This window comes from Cyanobium sp. HWJ4-Hawea, from assembly GCF_024345815.1.
In the GTDB taxonomy this organism is placed as follows: Bacteria; Cyanobacteriota; Cyanobacteriia; order PCC-6307; family Cyanobiaceae; genus Cyanobium_A.
In genome coordinates this window covers 1-14163 of sequence record NZ_JAGQBV010000010.1, presented here as the reverse complement: position 1 = coordinate 14163, position 14163 = coordinate 1, and the positions used below count along the sequence as shown (strand labels likewise).

The window sequence follows — 14163 nt, the reverse complement described above, 5'->3', positions numbered from 1 at the left end:
CGATGTTTCTGGTCCTCGACAACTACGACAGCTTCACCTTCAACCTGGTGCAGTACCTGGGCGAATTGGCCAGCGACCATCCGCTGGCGGCGGAATTACGGGTGGAGCGCAATGACGCCCTCAGCCTGGAGCAAATTCGCGCCCTTCAACCGGCGGCAATTCTGATTTCGCCGGGGCCGGGAGATCCCAACCAATCCGGAGTTTGTCTGGAGGTGTTGGCCCAGTTGAGCCCCACCATCCCCACCCTTGGAGTGTGCCTGGGCCACCAAGCCATCGCCCAGGTTTTCGGCGGCAAGGTGGTGAGGGCCAAGGAATTGATGCACGGCAAAACCTCACCGGTGCACCACCGGGGCCAGGGGGTGTTTGCCGGGCTGCCCAATCCGCTCACGGCCACCCGCTACCACAGCCTGATTGCGGAGCGCGAAAGCCTGCCGGATTGCCTGGAGATCACCGCCTGGCTAGAAGACGGCACGATCATGGGTCTGCAGCACCGGGATTTTGGCCACCTGCAAGGGGTGCAATTCCACCCCGAAAGCGTGCTTACCCAGGAGGGCCACAGGCTGCTCGCCAACTTCCTGAGCCTCGCCAGTAGCTAGCCAAGCCGGCTGCCGCTGCTAGTTTCGCGCCATCTGTGGTGCCGCAATCGGCCGCCTTAATTCGATGGCTCGTCCTGTTGGCCCCGCCCTGGTTGCGGCAGTTCTGGGGATCGCACCCCTGGCCTTGGCCGGCCCAGCTGCCACCGGTGGCGGCGTCAGCATTACCAGCTACGGCCACAGCGCCCTCTTGATCCAGGGTGGTGGCGCCCGGGTTTTGGTGAATCCCTTCAAGGCCGTGGGCTGCGCAGCGGGCCTGGGCGAACCCCGGGTAAGCGCCAATGTGATCCTGGCCAGCAGCCAACTCCTCGATGAGGGCGCCAAGGTCGCCAGCGGCAAGTTTTTGGTCAACCCCGGCAGCTATCGGGTGGCGGGCCTGAAGATCGAAGGCATCTCCGGGGCCCACGACCGAGTTGGGGGCAGGCGCTTTGGCCAGTCGACCCTGTGGCGCTGGAAGCAGGGGGGGTTGGACTTTGCCCATCTGGGGGGCACCGCGGCACGCTTGAGCCCTGCGGATCGGGTAATCCTGGGCCGCCCCGATGTGTTGATCATCGGTGTGGGCGGTGGCGCCAAGGTTTATGACGGCAGCGAAGCCGCCGAAGTGGTGCGTGAATTGCAGCCCAGGGTTGTGATCCCAGTGCAATACGTGGGCGGCAAAACCCCCAAAGGCTGCGACCAAACCAGCGTGGAACCCTTCCTGAAGGCGATGGCCGGCACGCCGGTGAAGCGCACCGGAACTCAGCTGAGCCTGCCCGGCAAGCTCGGCGATGCCACCGTTATTGATGTGATGCGTTGATTTCGGCGTAGCTGGCCCAGAAACGCTCCATCTGCCCGCAGGTGCCGATGCTCACCCTCAAGGAGCCATCGATCAGGGGCTTGCCGGCCATGGAGCGCACCAGGATGCCGGCTTGCCGCAGACACCGCTCCACCTCCTCAGCTGGGCGCTTGGGCCAGATAAGTAGGTAGTTGCCCCCCGCGCAGTGGTGGCGCACGCCAGCCGCCTTCAGCTGACCCACAAGCCAGGCCTTGGCCTTGCAAACCTCCGCCACGTAGGCATCGGTGTAGGGCTGGTCCGCCAGGGCGGCAAAGGCAGCCGTGACCGCAAAGCTGTTGATGTCGTAGGGGCCCGTTACCCGGCCGATGCGATCGATCACGGCGGGTGCCCCAAGGGCAAAGCCCATGCGCAGACCAGCCAAGCCAGCGGTTTTGGCCAGGGAACGCAGCACCAGCAGGTTCGGCGTGGCCCTGAAATCGGCGCAGGGCAGCACGCTGTCGCCGGTGAAGGCCTCGTAGAGCTCATCCACCACCACCAGGGTCTGGGGGGCCGCCGCCGCCAAATCCAGGATCAGCTCCGGCGCCAGTCGGGTGCCGGTGGGGTTATTGGGATTGCAGATCAACAGAATGCGCGGTGGCTGCCAGCCGGGTTGATCCGAACCCAGCAAGGCCGATCGCAGCTGCCCCAGCGGGAAGCCAAAATCCGGCAGTTGGTAGGGAATGGCCTCGATCACCATGCCCTGCATCTGGGCGCAGGGGCCGTAGTAGCCAAAGGTGGGGCTGGTGGTGAGCAGGCGATCCCCCGGGCGGCCATAGGCATGGAAAACGGCATGCAGGGCCGCATCTACCCCGTTAAAAAGACCAACCTGATCTGGGCTTAGGGGGGAGGCAAGGGCTTGAGCCGCCAGGTTGGCGATCAGGGCCTCGCGCAGGCCGTCGTATTCGGGATAAATGGCGTATTGGTCGGCAGCAATGGCCCGTATGGCCGCTACCACCTGGGGGCTCGGGCCCTGGGTGTTCTCATTGAAATCCAGCCGCAGCAAGCCCCGCCGCCCCTCTAAAGGAGCGCTGTAGGCCTGCAGGGCCTCCACCTCGGGGCGGGCCTGGGGCCTGGGTTTCTCCTCGGAATCCATCACATTCGCTCCAGGGTGGGAATCCCCAGCAGGCCCAAGCCCAGCTTGAGGGTGTCTGCGGTGAGGCGACAGAGGGCCAGGCGGGATGGGCGCGCCTGGGGATCGGCCTTGAGCACCGGCACCTGGTCGTAAAAGCGGTTGAACACCTGACTGAGCTCAAAGAGATAGGTGCAGAGGCGATTGGGCAGCAACTCCTCCTCCACCTCAGCGATCACCGCATCGAACTGCAATAGGTGCCGGACCAGGGCCCACTCCTGGGGCTCGCTGAAGCTGAGATCGCTAACCGCCTCGCCACCCTCATCGCCCCCGAGATCGCCACCCTTCCTGGCAATGCCTGCGATTCGCACCACCGCATAGAGCAAATAGGGGGCCGTGTTGCCCGAAAGGGCCAACATCCGCTCAAAGCTGAACTGGTAGTTGGTGATGCGATTGGTGCTGAGGTCGGCGTATTTCACCGCCGCCAGGCCCACGGTGGTGGCCGCGTGTTGGATGAAGGCCTCCTCTTCCTGGCGCCCCTCCTCCTCCAGCCTGCGGCGCAGGTCGGCCTCGCAGCGCTCCACCGCCCCATCAAGCAGGTCTTTTAGGCGAACGGTGTCGCCGGAACGGGTTTTGAGCTTCTTGCCGTCTTCCCCCTGCACCAGGCCAAAGGGCACGTGTTCGACGGTGCTTCCGGCGGGGATCCAGCCGGCGCGCTGGGCCACCTGAAACACCCCGGCGAAGTGGTTGGCCTGGCCGGCATCGGTCACGTAAATAACCCGGCCGGCGCCATCGCCCAGGGGAGTGGCCCCAAAGCGATAGCGAATCGCCGCTAGATCGGTGGTGGCGTAGTTGAAGCCGCCATCACTTTTCTGGACGATCACGGGCAGGGGTTTGCCGTCTTTGCCGCTCACCCCTTCAAGAAAAACGCAGCGGGCGCCATCGTCTACCACCAGCAAACCGGCGGCATCAAGATCACTTACCACCGCCGGCAAATGGGGGTTGTAGAAGGATTCGCCCCGCTCATCGAGGCGGATGTCGAGCTGGTCGTAGATCTTCTGGAATTCCCGGCGCGACTGCTCACACAACAACTGCCAGGCCTGGCGGCTGAGCGGATCACCGCCCTGCAGCTTGACCACCTCCTCCCTGGAGGTGGTCTGGAAGGGTTCATCCTCGTCGAAGCGGGCCTTGGCCTGGCGGTAAAAGGCCACCAGATCACCCAAATCGACCGCATCGGCGGTTTCCAGGGCCTGGGGTGCCACCTGCTTCAGGTGGGTAATCAACATGCCGAACTGGGTGCCCCAATCACCCACGTGGTTGAGGCGCAAAACCGCATGGCCGCGGAACTCCAGCACCCTGGCCAAGGCGTCGCCAATGATCGTGGAGCGCAGGTGCCCCACATGCATCTCCTTGGCGATGTTGGGGCTGGAAAAATCAACAATCACCGGGGCTGACGGGGCTGCCGCCCCAGGGGCCTCCGCAACACTGGGCACCCCCAGCCGCGGATCGCCGAGGCGCTGCGCCACCTCAGCAGCCAACAGCTCCGGCCGCAGGGTGAGGTTGATGAAGCCAGGGCCCGCAATCACCGGCTCCAGGCAGAGCTCAAGAAAGGCGGGATCGAGGGCGAGCTGGAGCACGATCGCCTGGGCGATGGCCCGGGGCGCCAGGGCCAGGGGCTTGGCCAGGGGCAGGGCCCCATTGGCCTGGAAATCGCCAAATTCCGGCTTACTGGCCGGGGCTAGCTGGGGATCGAGGGGCCGGCCGGCCGCCAGGGCTGACTCCGCCGCCTGCGGGAAGGCCCGTTCCATCGCCGACCGCAGCTGGGCTTCGAGGGTCTGGGCGATGCGCAACATGGGGCTGGAAAGGGCCGAAGCGGCGAAGGGGGACTTTGATCATCCCTCGCCGAGAGTCGAATCAGACCGGTATGTCCAGCATCCGCTCCAACCCATCGAGCACCACATCGGCCGTGAGCTTGATCCGATAACGGCAGGCCTGGGTTTCGGCGCAGTCGAAGGTGCCGTGCTCCCAGTATTTGTTGCTGCCGGCTCCACCCCCACAGAGGCCGAAGTAGGGGCACTCTTGCTGGCAGCGGGCGAGGCCGGAGCGCATGTCCTGGTGAATGCGCTGGAACTTGGCCGTAGCGGCGATCGACACGAGGCTGTCCTTGAGCACGTTGCCGAGCACGAAGTCGCCATAGGTGTCGGTTTCGACCGCCAACAGCTCCGGATCGAAGGTGGAGATTGCCCCCCGGGCATCCACATTCACGATCGCGAAGGGATGGGTCATGTCGGTGAGCTCCATCCGGGCGTCAGCCGCGGCCAGGCTGCAGATGCCATCGAACTCCCGCACCCGCATGCTCTCGGGGTGCTGCTGCCAGAGCTCCCAGAAGCGCCGCAGAAAAGCCTGATAGGCCTCCTCTGCATGGGGCCGGCTCAGGGTCGAGACCCGGTTTTCGCCCTCCGTCTCCTCCATGTTGAAGGCCACATCGGTGATGCCGTTTTCAACAAAAAAGGCAAACAGCTCATCGGGGTAGCGCAGGGCCTCCTCCGTAATCACGGCGATCACCTGGAAGTGGATGCCGCGGCGCCGGAGATGGCCAATGCCCCGCAGGCTGGCGGCGTGGGTGCCCAGGCCGGTGCGGGTGCGCCGGTGCACGTCGTGGAGGAAGGCCGGCCCATCCATGCTGACCCCAACGGAGATGCCATTGCGCTCGAAGCAATCGCACCAGGCGTCGTTGATCAAGGTGGCGTTGGTCTGCACCGACTGGTGAATGCGCAGGGGCCCACCGGCCCAGGCCTGCTCCGCCCGACGGATGCGCTCCGTGGCCTCGTCGTAGAAGGAAATCGGCACCGTAAGTGGCTCGCCCGCATGCCACAGGAGCGTGAAATCTCCGCCCACGTAGGGGCTCTCCAGGACCCGCTCCAGGGCTGCCTCCAAAAGTTCTAGGGGGAGCCGATGACGATCACTGCGGTTAGGCAGATAGCAGTAGTCGCAATCGAGGTTGCAGTAGGGGGTGGGCTGGATTACCAGCAGCTGCAGTGGTCCAAAGCCCTCGGGATTGCCCGGGGGCGGGGCGGCTGAGCTCACCAGAAGTTGACGAAGCCGCCGGGGCGCAGCAGCGGGCCGTTCAAGAAGCCGCCGTTGCCGAAGCCCCCATTCCCCCAGCCGCCATTACCGAAACCTCCGTTACCCCAGCCGCCGTTGCCGAAGCCGCCATTACCAAAACCACCATTGCGGAAGCCCCCATTGCGGAAGCCGCCACCATTGCCCCACACGAAAGCCAACCTGCCGTCGGCCTGCTGGCCTTCGCCAGTGGTCGCTTCCGATTGTTCAGGCGCCTGCTCCCTCAAGGCTGCTGAGATGCGCCGCAACCTGGCCTCCACCGATCCAGGATCGCCCTCCAAAGGTGTAGTGACGGCACCGGCGCCGGCTGGGGCCAGGGCAGCCAACAGCAACAGAAAACTGAAGAGGCCAGATCGTGGGAAGGTCGCCATCGGATGCCGCCAGGGGAAAAGGAAAAAACTGAACAGAGGGGAATGGGCCGCCCGGGGGCGGCAAAGCAGCGATCAGCGGGTAGCTGCGGGGGAAGGCGTCACCAAAATGATGCCTTCACGGCCCTGAAGCACGGAGCCAAAGAAAACGCGAATGCGCTCCGGGGGCACCCCCAAGGCGCCCTGCTTGCCGACCCAGGCATCGACGGTCGCGACCGCATCCGGACGACCCTCTAGGTAACCCTGGAACAGCTTGGCAATGGCCACGTTGACCACGTTGAGCAGGGAGGAGTTGTTCTCCGGCACGATGCAGCCCAGGCCGTAGCTGAGGTAGGGCTGATCGGGCACCAGTTTCAAGCCGGGCAGTTTGCGCTGCTGGCGGAGCCCGGCGAGCAGGTTGGTGTCGCCCAGGACCCCATCAACTTTTTTTTGCTCCAGGGCCGTAACGGCCTGCAGCAGGGTGGGGTAAGTGACTGCCTTGGCCTTCGGCTGCAGACCCGCCAGGGTCCTGGCCCCCACGGACCCGTAAACCACCGCAACCTGCCGGCCGGCCAAGGAAGCTGGCGAACCATCCAGGGTGCCGCTGCGGGTGAGCAGCCTCAGGCCAGATAGGCCGATCGGCAGGGAGAAATCGACAAGCTTCTCGATCTCCCAGCTGAAGGGCACGCCACAGGCCAAACCGGCCCTGCCACCGCTCACTGCCTGCACCGCCTCGGCGCCGTTGTCGGTGGGCACAAAGCGAATTTGCACCTTGCTGCCAAGGGCCAATTGGAGCTCGCGATCGATGCGGCGAGCCACATCTATGGCGTAACCCTGGGGTTCACCCTGGGCACTAACACTGATCAGGGGCGGCGTATTGGTGGGACCCACCATCAGCACCTCACCGGTTTTAGCGGCCTGCTCCAGCACGGTTTCAGCGGAGGCTGCCGCCCATCCACCCGTACCTAGGGGAAGCAAGGCCGTTAGCGCTGCCAGCAACAGGGCGCGCCTGGGGCGAGGGTTGATCAAATTCAAGGTGCCAAGCCCGAAAAGGGACTTTCAGGAATTTAGGCCAACCTGGAAGCGCATGCTGATATCGAGCCAGGCGCTGCGGGTGATCGGCGCACTGGTGGAGATCAAATCAATGCCGGTGGCGGCGTAGGAGCGCAGTTGCTCCGGCTGAATGCCGGAGGCCTCCAGCACCACGGAAGCTCCGCGCTGGCCAGCTAGGGCCCGCAACTGGGGCACCAGGGCCGATAGCAACTCGGGGCTGAATTCATCGAGGAGCACCCCATCGGCCCCGGCGGCTACGGCTGCCTCTGCCTCCGCAGCGGTTTCCACCTCCACAATCACCCGGGTCGGCCAAGGGGCCGCCGCCCGCACGGCGGCAATCGCCTGGCCCACCCCAGCAGCAGCCCAAGCCAGGTGGTTTTCCTTGAGCATGGCCGCGTCATCGAGGCCAAGGCGGTGGTTGAGGCCGCCGCCACAGCGCACGGCGTACTTTTCCAGCAGTCGTAAACCCGGGGTGGTCTTGCGGGTATCGACCAGCCGCACCCCCGTGCCCTCCAGCTGCTGCACCAGGGCGGCCGTGGCGGTGGCAATACCGGAAAGACGCATGGCCAGGTTGAGGGCGGTGCGCTCTCCAGCCACCAGGGCCGGCCCATCCCCCTCCAACTCCAACAGACAGGTGCCGGCGCACACCGCCTGGCCCTCAGCCACCAATAGCTGCACCCGCAACTGGGGATCCAGCAGCCCAAACAGCCGCTCCACCAGCGGGCCACCACAAAAGATGCCGTCCGCCTTGGCTAGCCAATGGGCCTGGCCCCTGGAGCCCTTGAGGGCCGCTGCGCTGAGATCACCGCGGCCCAGGTCTTCGGCAAGCCACTGGCGCAGCTGGGGTTCAAGGCCAAACAACTCCCTCATCGCTGGCGGGCCAGGTAACCAAGGGTGAGATCGGTGGGGTCGGTCTGCAGATAGAAGTAGCCCCGCCCGGAGGCCAAAACAATCGCCCGATAGTTGTAAACCCTGCCTGCCGCATCCACCTCTCGCACCTTGGCCAGGCAGTTCGGCGCCAGCTCCATGGTGCCGGTGTAGCCGACCACATCACTCTTGCCGGCGTAACTAGAAACGGCCTTGCCCCGCACCTGGCCACCGTTCCAAACCTCCCGCTGGATCACCGCATTGGGCTGCCAGCGGCCGGCCTGCAGGGAATTGCCGCGCTGCACGCTGATCACCAGGCCATCCAATTGCTTCCAGCCACAAGACTCGTCGGACTGCTCCACGTACTGGGCGCTAAACACCACCCCCGCCTCGGTGCCAATCGCCACCTTGGGCCGGCCGGTGCGATCGAGGGCCACCTGGAGGGGCCGGCGGCTGGAGCGCCCTACGGGCTTAATGGACAGCCAACAGCCGGGCATCGAGCTGTAGGTGGCGCCGTAGGTCTCCTCCTCAAAACCTTGACCAAGGCGGCTGTAGCGCACCCCCTCGATGCGGCCTCCGGGCAGCCATTGCTCCTGGGCCAATTCCGCCAGGGGCTGCACCCCCTTTTGCCCCTCACCCATCAGCACATAGCGGCCTGGCTTGGGCAGGGGGCAGCTCTGGGGCCCAGGGGCCTTGAGCTCGGCCGCCCCGGCAGGCAAGACCGCCAGCTGGGGCGCCACCAGCAGGACCAGGGGCAGGGGCAGGGCCGCAGCCACTAGGGAGCGAAATATCAGGCCAAGCATGCGGCATGGGGCTACTACAAATCGCCTTATAGCCCCGAATACGCCCCCATACCCACCGCGGCCCTACTTACCGATGCAGAAGCGGGAAAAGACCCGATCCAGCACCGCCTCACTCACCTCTTCTCCTGTGATTTCCCCGAGGCTGCGCACCGCTGCCCGCAGGTCGATGGTCCAGAAATCCCAGGGCAGCTGCTGCTCCGCCGCCTCCAGGGAGCGGACCAAACTTTCGGCGGCGGCGGCGGCCAGATCCCGCTGGCGGGCATTGAGGGCCACCTGCAGGCCCTCCAGGGGCACAGCCCCACAGCGGCGCAACAGCTCCGTCACCAACGCTTCGCGCCCCTCGCCCGTCAGGGCACTGAACACCACATCTGCCCTGGCTGGCTGGCCAGCCCCAGGGCTTCCATGGGCCTGCCACTGGTCCAGCTTGTTGCCCGCCACCACTAGGGCCACGGCCTCCGGCACCTGCTCCAGCAGCTCCTGGTCGGCGGCGGTCCAGCCCTCCAGCAGATCAAACAGCAGCAGCACCGCATCGGCACTAGCCAAGGCCTGGCGACTGCGGTCAATGCCGAGTTGCTCAACCCGGTCGCTGGTGGGTCGGATCCCGGCGGTGTCCAGCAGGGTGAGGGGGACCCCCTCAAGCACCAATTCACTTTCGAGGAGATCGCGGGTGGTGCCGGGTAGGTCGGTGACGATTGCCCGCTCCCGCTGGCTGAGCAGGTTGAGCAGGCTGGATTTACCGACATTTGGGCGGCCCACAATCGCCACCCGCAGCCCCTGGCGCAGCAGCTCCCCCTGGCGGGCCTGCTGCACCAGCTCCAGCAACTCCGAGCGCACCTCCGCCAGGGCGGCCACCACCGCCGCCCCATCAAGGGGAGGCAGATCCTCCTCAAAATCCACCCGGGCCTCCAATTCGGCTAGCTGATCCAGCAAGCGTTCGCGCTGGGCTGAAATTTGCTGCTGCAGGCCGCCATCAATTCCCGCCATCGCCAACTGGGCAGCCCGGCGGCTGCGGGAGCAAACCATTTCGCTGATCGCCTCCGCCCGGGTCAGGTCGAGGCGGCCATTGAGGAAGGCCCGCTGGCTGAATTCCCCCGGCAGGGCCCGCCGCGCCCCGGCCGCCAGCACCAACTCCAATACCCGCTGCACCGCCACCACACCGCCATGGCAATGGAGTTCCACCACGGTTTCGCGGGTGAAACTGCGGGGCGCCCGCATCAGCAGGAGCAGGGCCTCATCCACCCGCTCACCGCTGGCTGGATCCTGCACATGGCCATAGAGCACCCGATGGCTCTCCCACAACTGCTGGCCCGGCGCCGCAAATAGCCGCTGGCCGATCGCCTCCGCCTGGGGGCCGGAGATCCTTACGATCGCCACACTGCCTTCCCCGGGTGCCACAGCAGTGGCAATCGCGGCAATCGTTTCGCTGACATTCATGGCCCCATTTCAGCGCCGCGCCAGCCATTTGCGCAGAAAGCTCCAGGGTTGGCGGCGGGAATTTTCTGCGGCTGCTACCCGTTCTTTGGCCTGCAGATAGTGCTGGGCGTGGGACTGGCCAGCTCCCTGCTGGGGGGCTGGCTCTACTGGCAATGGCTGGAGTGGGCGCATCGCCGCCAAAAACCGCTCTAGCTGCCCTGCAAACCCGGGAAAACCATCAGGTCGATGTGGCCGCCTTCCGGATGGCGCCATTCGCGGAACTCCTCAGCCAGGGCCCGCTGCTCCCCCGCCAACGAACTGGCCTGGAGGGATTGGAGCCGCTGGTGCACCAGATCCAGGGTGTTGTCGATCAGTTCGGCGGCTTGCTCGGAGGTCATGGCTGGGCTCCCGAAAGGATTGGCCCAGGTGTAGGCCCCTTGGCCCCAGGCCGCTGTAGCGACGGGCACCCTCGGCCGGTTGCCTAAGGCTCAGCCAATCCCACTGCGGCAAATGTCGAGCACATCGGCCATCGAGGAGATCTGGTTGATGGTGGAGCTGAGTTGGCTGGCACTGTCGAGCTCCACCCGCAGATCGATGCGGGCCGGCTTACCGGCGCTGGTACGCACCCGGGCATCACTGACGTTGATGCGGTGATCGGAGAGGCGGGTAAGGATGTCCTTGAGGACACCAACCCGATCAAGCACCTCGATCCGCAGCTGGACCGGATAGCGGCGGTGCTGGGCCGTGGCGGCCGGATTCCAATTAACCGGTAGGCGCCTTTCCGGCGGCACGGAAACGAGGTTGGCGCAGTCCTGGCGGTGAATCGTGATGCCGTGGTTGCCCAGGGCCACCGCCCCAAGAATTGCCTCCCCCGGCAGGGCGCTGCAACAGCCCCCCAGGCGGTAGTCGAGGCCCTCCAGGCCCAAAATCGGGCTGGCACCGCCGCTGCCCCCGGGCACGTGGAACTCCTGATGGCCGGCCCCATGGGCCGCACCCACGCCCGCAGCCACCTCCTCATTGCTGGGGGTAGGGGCCGAGGCCTCACTGGCCAGGCGCAGCTCTTCGCGCAGGCGGTTGAGCACCTGGTGCAGGGTTACCCCGCCAAAACCGAGGGCGGCGAGGAGGTCTTCGCTGGCCACCAGGTTGCAGCGCTTCGCCACCTTGGCCATGGCCTCGCCATGGAGCAGGGCATCAAAGCCATCACGGCCCAATTCCCGCTCCAACATCTCCATGCCGCGGCTGATGTTCTCGTCACGGTGGCTGCGTTTGTACCAGTGGCGAATCCGATTACGGGCCGTGGGTGTGGCCACAAAATTGAGCCAATCGAGGCTGGGATGGGCCGCCTTGGAGGTCAACACCTGCACAAAGTCACCGTTCTGGAGGGGGGTGGCGAGGGGGCAAAGCCGGTCGTTGATTCGCACGCCCTGGCAGTGGTTGCCTATCTCGGAGTGGATCCGGTAGGCAAAGTCCACGGCCGTTGATCCCTTGCGCAGGCCCACCACATCGCCATTGGGGGTAAATACAAACACCTCCTCATCGAAGAGGTCCTCCTTGATCGAGGCGAGGTAGTCGCTGCTGTCGGTGCCCCCATCGTCTTTTTGCCAATCCACCAGCTGCCGCAGCCAGTTGAAGCGTTCGGTGTCGCCGGCGGCGGCTGGAGAGCCACCCTCCTTGTATTTCCAGTGGGCGGCGATGCCGTATTCGGCCACCTGGTGCATGTCGGCGGTGCGGATCTGCACCTCAATCGGCCGGTGCCGGCCAATCACGGCGGTGTGCAGCGACTGGTAGCCGTTGGGCTTGGGCAGACCGATGTAATCCTTGAAGCGGCCTGGGATCGGCCTGAAGGTGTCATGCACCACGGCCAAGGCCCGATAACAGCCCTCAAGGTTGGGGCAAATGATCCTCAGGGCCGCCACATCGAAGATCTCGTGGAAGGCCTTCTGCTGGCGCTGCATCTTGCTCCAGATGCCGTAGAGGTGCTTGGGCCTGCCACTTACATCCACACCCTCCAGGCCCACTGCCGCCAGCCGATCCCTGAGCAATTGCACGGTGACGCCTAGGCGTTCTTCCCGCTCACTGCGCTTGGTGGCCACCTGCTGTTGCACATCCCTAAAGGCCTCGGGCTCGAGGATCTTGAAGGCCAAATCCTCCAGCTCCCACTTGAGCCGGCCAATGCCCAAGCGATTCGCCAAGGGGGCATAGATCTCCCGGGTTTCCCGGGCGATGCGCAGCTGCTTTTCGGGTTTGAGCGCCCCCAGGGTGCGCATGTTGTGGAGGCGATCGGCCAGCTTCACCAGCACCACCCGGATATCGCTGGCCATGGCCAGGAACATGCGCCGCAGGTTTTCGGCCTGGGCCTCGGTGTGGTTGGTGAAATGGATGCCGCCCAGCTTGGTGACGCCCTCGACCAGGGCCCTGACCTCCGCCCCGAAGTGATCTTCAATTTCGTCGGCGGTGACACCGGTGTCCTCGACCACGTCGTGGAGGAAGCCCGCCGCAATCACCCCGGCGCTGGCTCCGATGTCGCGCAGCAGGTCTGCAACGGCAATGGGATGGATGATGTAGGGCTCGCCAGTGGCCCGAAACTGGCCCTGATGCAGCTGGAAGGCGAAATCAAAAGCCGCTGCCAGCAGGGCTTCTGAATCGATGGGGCAACTCTCGCCGCTACCCGGCGGCACATGTTCGATGCAGCGCTGAAGCCACTCGGGCAGGGCCACTTCATAGTCGGCGGGCGACTGAATCAGGCGCCGTTTCAGCGGGGCTGCCACCAGCTCCGCTGGCTCCAAATCGGGAACCGGCCTGAGCATCCCAACCAACGGACTGATTGTAATCGTATGTAGTCGCCGCCACAAACACAGTGATGTGCTGGTCTGCGGATCCAAACTGGCCTAATCCAAGTGGGCCTGCTCCAAGCTGGGCTTATGGCGAGGCCAGTTCTACAAATTGACAACTTGCTGGTGCGCTACCCCCAGGCAGAGCGCGCCACCTTGGCTGGCCTCAGCCTGCAGCTGGAGCCCGGCCAACGGTTGGCCCTGGTGGGCCCCTCCGGCTGCGGCAAAAGCACGGTGGCCAGGGCCGTGCTGCAGCTATTGCCCCCCGGCAGCAGCTGCACGGGCCAACTGGAGCTGGGCGGCCACGACCCGCGCCAAATGCGGGGCCCAGCCCTACGGGCCCTGCGGGGGGAAGCGGTGGGACTGGTCTTCCAGGACCCGATGACCCGGCTCAACCCCCTCCTCACCATTGGCGACCACCTGGGAGACACCCTCAGGGCCCATCGGCCCCAATGGCACCGGGACGAACTGCGCCGCCAAAGCGAGGCCCTGCTCGAGAGGGTGGGCATCAACCCCAAGCGCTATGGCAGCTATCCCCATGAGTTCAGTGGGGGCATGCGCCAGCGCCTGGCGATTGCCCTGGCGATTGCCCTAGAGCCCGCCCTGGTGATTGCCGATGAGCCCACCACCAGCCTTGATGTGGCAGTGGCGGCCCAGGTGATGGCCGCCCTGAAGGAGCTCTGCGAGGAGGCCGGCAGTGCCCTGCTGCTGATCAGCCACGACCTGGCCCTGGCGGGGCGCTGGTGCGATCAAATCGCCGTGCTGGACCAGGGCCGGCTGGTGGAGCAGGGGCCCTCCCAACAACTACTCAGTTCGCCCCAATTCCCCCTCACCCAACGGCTGGTGGCCAAGGCCCGGGCCCGGGAAGGCGGCGAAGCCAGGCCAAAGGAGCCCAGCCCCCTGCTGCTGGAGATCGAGGCGCTGCGCTGCTGGCATCCCTTGCCCTCAGCCCCCTGGCAACAAAACTGGCTCAAGGCGGTGGATGGGGTGAGCCTGCAGCTGCACCGCGGCGAAACCGTGGGCTTGGTGGGGGCCTCCGGTTGCGGCAAGAGCACCCTCTGCCGGGCCCTAATGGAACTGGCTCCGGTAAGGGGCGGCCGGATCAAGCTGCAGGGCCAAGACCTGGGCCAGCTGCGGGGCAAGGCCAGGCGCCAGGCCAGGCGGCAAATCCAGATGGTGTTCCAGGACCCCCTGGCCTGCCTCAATCCCCAGATGGTCGTGGGGGAGGCGATCGGCGATCCGCTCCTAAT

The 14163-nt window shown here is 65.5% G+C and carries 14 protein-coding genes; 4 read left to right on the top strand and 10 right to left on the bottom strand.

Annotation, left to right across the window (positions count from 1 at the left end; genetic code table 11):
• Positions 1 to 2: 2 nt before the first annotated feature.
• Positions 3 to 596, top strand: a complete 594-nt coding sequence (locus KBY58_RS03690; RefSeq protein WP_255002972.1) for an anthranilate synthase component II — start codon at positions 3 to 5, stop codon at positions 594 to 596.
• Between the two features lie 64 nt (positions 597 to 660).
• Positions 661 to 1389 (top strand): MBL fold metallo-hydrolase, encoded by a 729-nt coding sequence (locus tag KBY58_RS03685; RefSeq protein WP_255002971.1) that lies wholly within the window; start codon positions 661 to 663, stop codon positions 1387 to 1389.
• Here KBY58_RS03685 and KBY58_RS03680 read toward each other — a convergent pair.
• The 8 genes from KBY58_RS03680 to mnmE all read right to left on the bottom strand — a co-directional run bounded on the left by KBY58_RS03680 (position 1370) and on the right by mnmE (position 10103).
• Complete coding sequence (locus KBY58_RS03680) at positions 1370 to 2500, bottom strand: pyridoxal phosphate-dependent aminotransferase (protein WP_255002970.1); 1131 nt, start codon at positions 2498 to 2500, stop codon at positions 1370 to 1372. The genes KBY58_RS03685 and KBY58_RS03680 overlap by 20 nt on opposite strands.
• Entirely contained in the window at positions 2500 to 4329 is a 1830-nt protein-coding gene (gene argS / locus KBY58_RS03675; RefSeq protein ID WP_255002969.1) for an arginine--tRNA ligase, read from the bottom strand. Before argS ends, KBY58_RS03680 begins: the two co-directional genes overlap by 1 nt.
• Before the next feature lie 61 nt (positions 4330 to 4390).
• Complete coding sequence (gene grrM / locus KBY58_RS03670) at positions 4391 to 5563, bottom strand: cyclophane-forming radical SAM/SPASM peptide maturase GrrM/OscB (RefSeq protein ID WP_255002968.1); 1173 nt, start codon at positions 5561 to 5563, stop codon at positions 4391 to 4393.
• Positions 5560 to 5970, bottom strand: coding sequence for a GrrA/OscA1 family cyclophane-containing rSAM-modified RiPP (gene grrA, locus KBY58_RS03665; protein WP_254934162.1), 411 nt, complete (start codon positions 5968 to 5970; stop codon positions 5560 to 5562). Before grrA ends, grrM begins: the two co-directional genes overlap by 4 nt.
• A gap of 72 nt (positions 5971 to 6042) precedes the next feature.
• A complete protein-coding gene (gene grrP / locus KBY58_RS03660; protein WP_255002967.1) occupies positions 6043 to 6981 on the bottom strand; it encodes an extracellular substrate binding-like orphan protein GrrP in 939 nt (312 codons plus the stop codon).
• A 24-nt stretch (positions 6982 to 7005) separates the two neighbouring features.
• The gene (gene nadC, locus KBY58_RS03655; RefSeq protein WP_254934164.1) at positions 7006 to 7869 is read right to left on the bottom strand and encodes a carboxylating nicotinate-nucleotide diphosphorylase; all 864 of its coding nucleotides are present in this window, start codon (positions 7867 to 7869) and stop codon (positions 7006 to 7008) included.
• Positions 7866 to 8669, bottom strand: a complete 804-nt coding sequence (locus tag KBY58_RS03650; RefSeq protein ID WP_255002966.1) for a hypothetical protein — start codon at positions 8667 to 8669, stop codon at positions 7866 to 7868. Before KBY58_RS03650 ends, nadC begins: the two co-directional genes overlap by 4 nt.
• A gap of 63 nt (positions 8670 to 8732) precedes the next feature.
• Positions 8733 to 10103, bottom strand: coding sequence for a tRNA uridine-5-carboxymethylaminomethyl(34) synthesis GTPase MnmE (gene mnmE / locus KBY58_RS03645; protein WP_255002965.1), 1371 nt, complete (start codon positions 10101 to 10103; stop codon positions 8733 to 8735).
• A 48-nt stretch (positions 10104 to 10151) separates the two neighbouring features.
• Here mnmE and KBY58_RS03640 point away from each other — a divergent pair, with 48 nt between their 5' ends.
• On the top strand, positions 10152 to 10295 hold the full coding sequence (locus KBY58_RS03640) for a hypothetical protein (protein WP_396099606.1): 144 nt from the start codon (positions 10152 to 10154) through the stop codon (positions 10293 to 10295).
• Here KBY58_RS03640 and KBY58_RS03635 read toward each other — a convergent pair.
• Both KBY58_RS03635 and KBY58_RS03630 read right to left on the bottom strand, forming a co-directional pair.
• Entirely contained in the window at positions 10292 to 10480 is a 189-nt protein-coding gene (locus tag KBY58_RS03635) for a hypothetical protein (RefSeq protein ID WP_254934167.1), read from the bottom strand. The genes KBY58_RS03640 and KBY58_RS03635 overlap by 4 nt on opposite strands.
• Before the next feature lie 90 nt (positions 10481 to 10570).
• Positions 10571 to 12889 carry a RelA/SpoT family protein gene (locus KBY58_RS03630; RefSeq protein WP_255002964.1) on the bottom strand — a complete coding sequence of 773 codons (2319 nt, stop codon included), beginning with the start codon at positions 12887 to 12889 and terminating at the stop codon, positions 10571 to 10573.
• Between the two features lie 114 nt (positions 12890 to 13003).
• On the opposite strand from KBY58_RS03630, the gene KBY58_RS03625 reads away from it, so the two are divergent.
• Positions 13004 to 14163 (top strand): ATP-binding cassette domain-containing protein (locus KBY58_RS03625; RefSeq protein ID WP_255002963.1); only part of this gene is annotated, 1160 nt, incomplete at its 3' end.

Bases quoted from the DNA above. Each gene is read 5' to 3' on its own strand.
- KBY58_RS03650 (WP_255002966.1), bottom strand. From the start codon at position 8,669: ATGCTTGGCCTGATATTTCGCTCCCTAGTGGCTGCGGCCCTGCCCCTG.
- KBY58_RS03680 (WP_255002970.1), bottom strand. From the start codon at position 2,500: ATGGATTCCGAGGAGAAACCCAGGCCCCAGGCCCGCCCCGAGGTGGAG.
- KBY58_RS03685 (WP_255002971.1), top strand. From the start codon at position 661: ATGGCTCGTCCTGTTGGCCCCGCCCTGGTTGCGGCAGTTCTGGGGATC.
- KBY58_RS03690 (WP_255002972.1), top strand. From the start codon at position 3: ATGTTTCTGGTCCTCGACAACTACGACAGCTTCACCTTCAACCTGGTG.
- grrA (WP_254934162.1), bottom strand. From the start codon at position 5,970: ATGGCGACCTTCCCACGATCTGGCCTCTTCAGTTTTCTGTTGCTGTTG.
- mnmE (WP_255002965.1), bottom strand. From the start codon at position 10,103: ATGAATGTCAGCGAAACGATTGCCGCGATTGCCACTGCTGTGGCACCC.
- KBY58_RS03635 (WP_254934167.1), bottom strand. From the start codon at position 10,480: ATGACCTCCGAGCAAGCCGCCGAACTGATCGACAACACCCTGGATCTG.
- KBY58_RS03630 (WP_255002964.1), bottom strand. From the start codon at position 12,889: ATGCTCAGGCCGGTTCCCGATTTGGAGCCAGCGGAGCTGGTGGCAGCC.
- nadC (WP_254934164.1), bottom strand. From the start codon at position 7,869: ATGAGGGAGTTGTTTGGCCTTGAACCCCAGCTGCGCCAGTGGCTTGCC.
- argS (WP_255002969.1), bottom strand. From the start codon at position 4,329: ATGTTGCGCATCGCCCAGACCCTCGAAGCCCAGCTGCGGTCGGCGATG.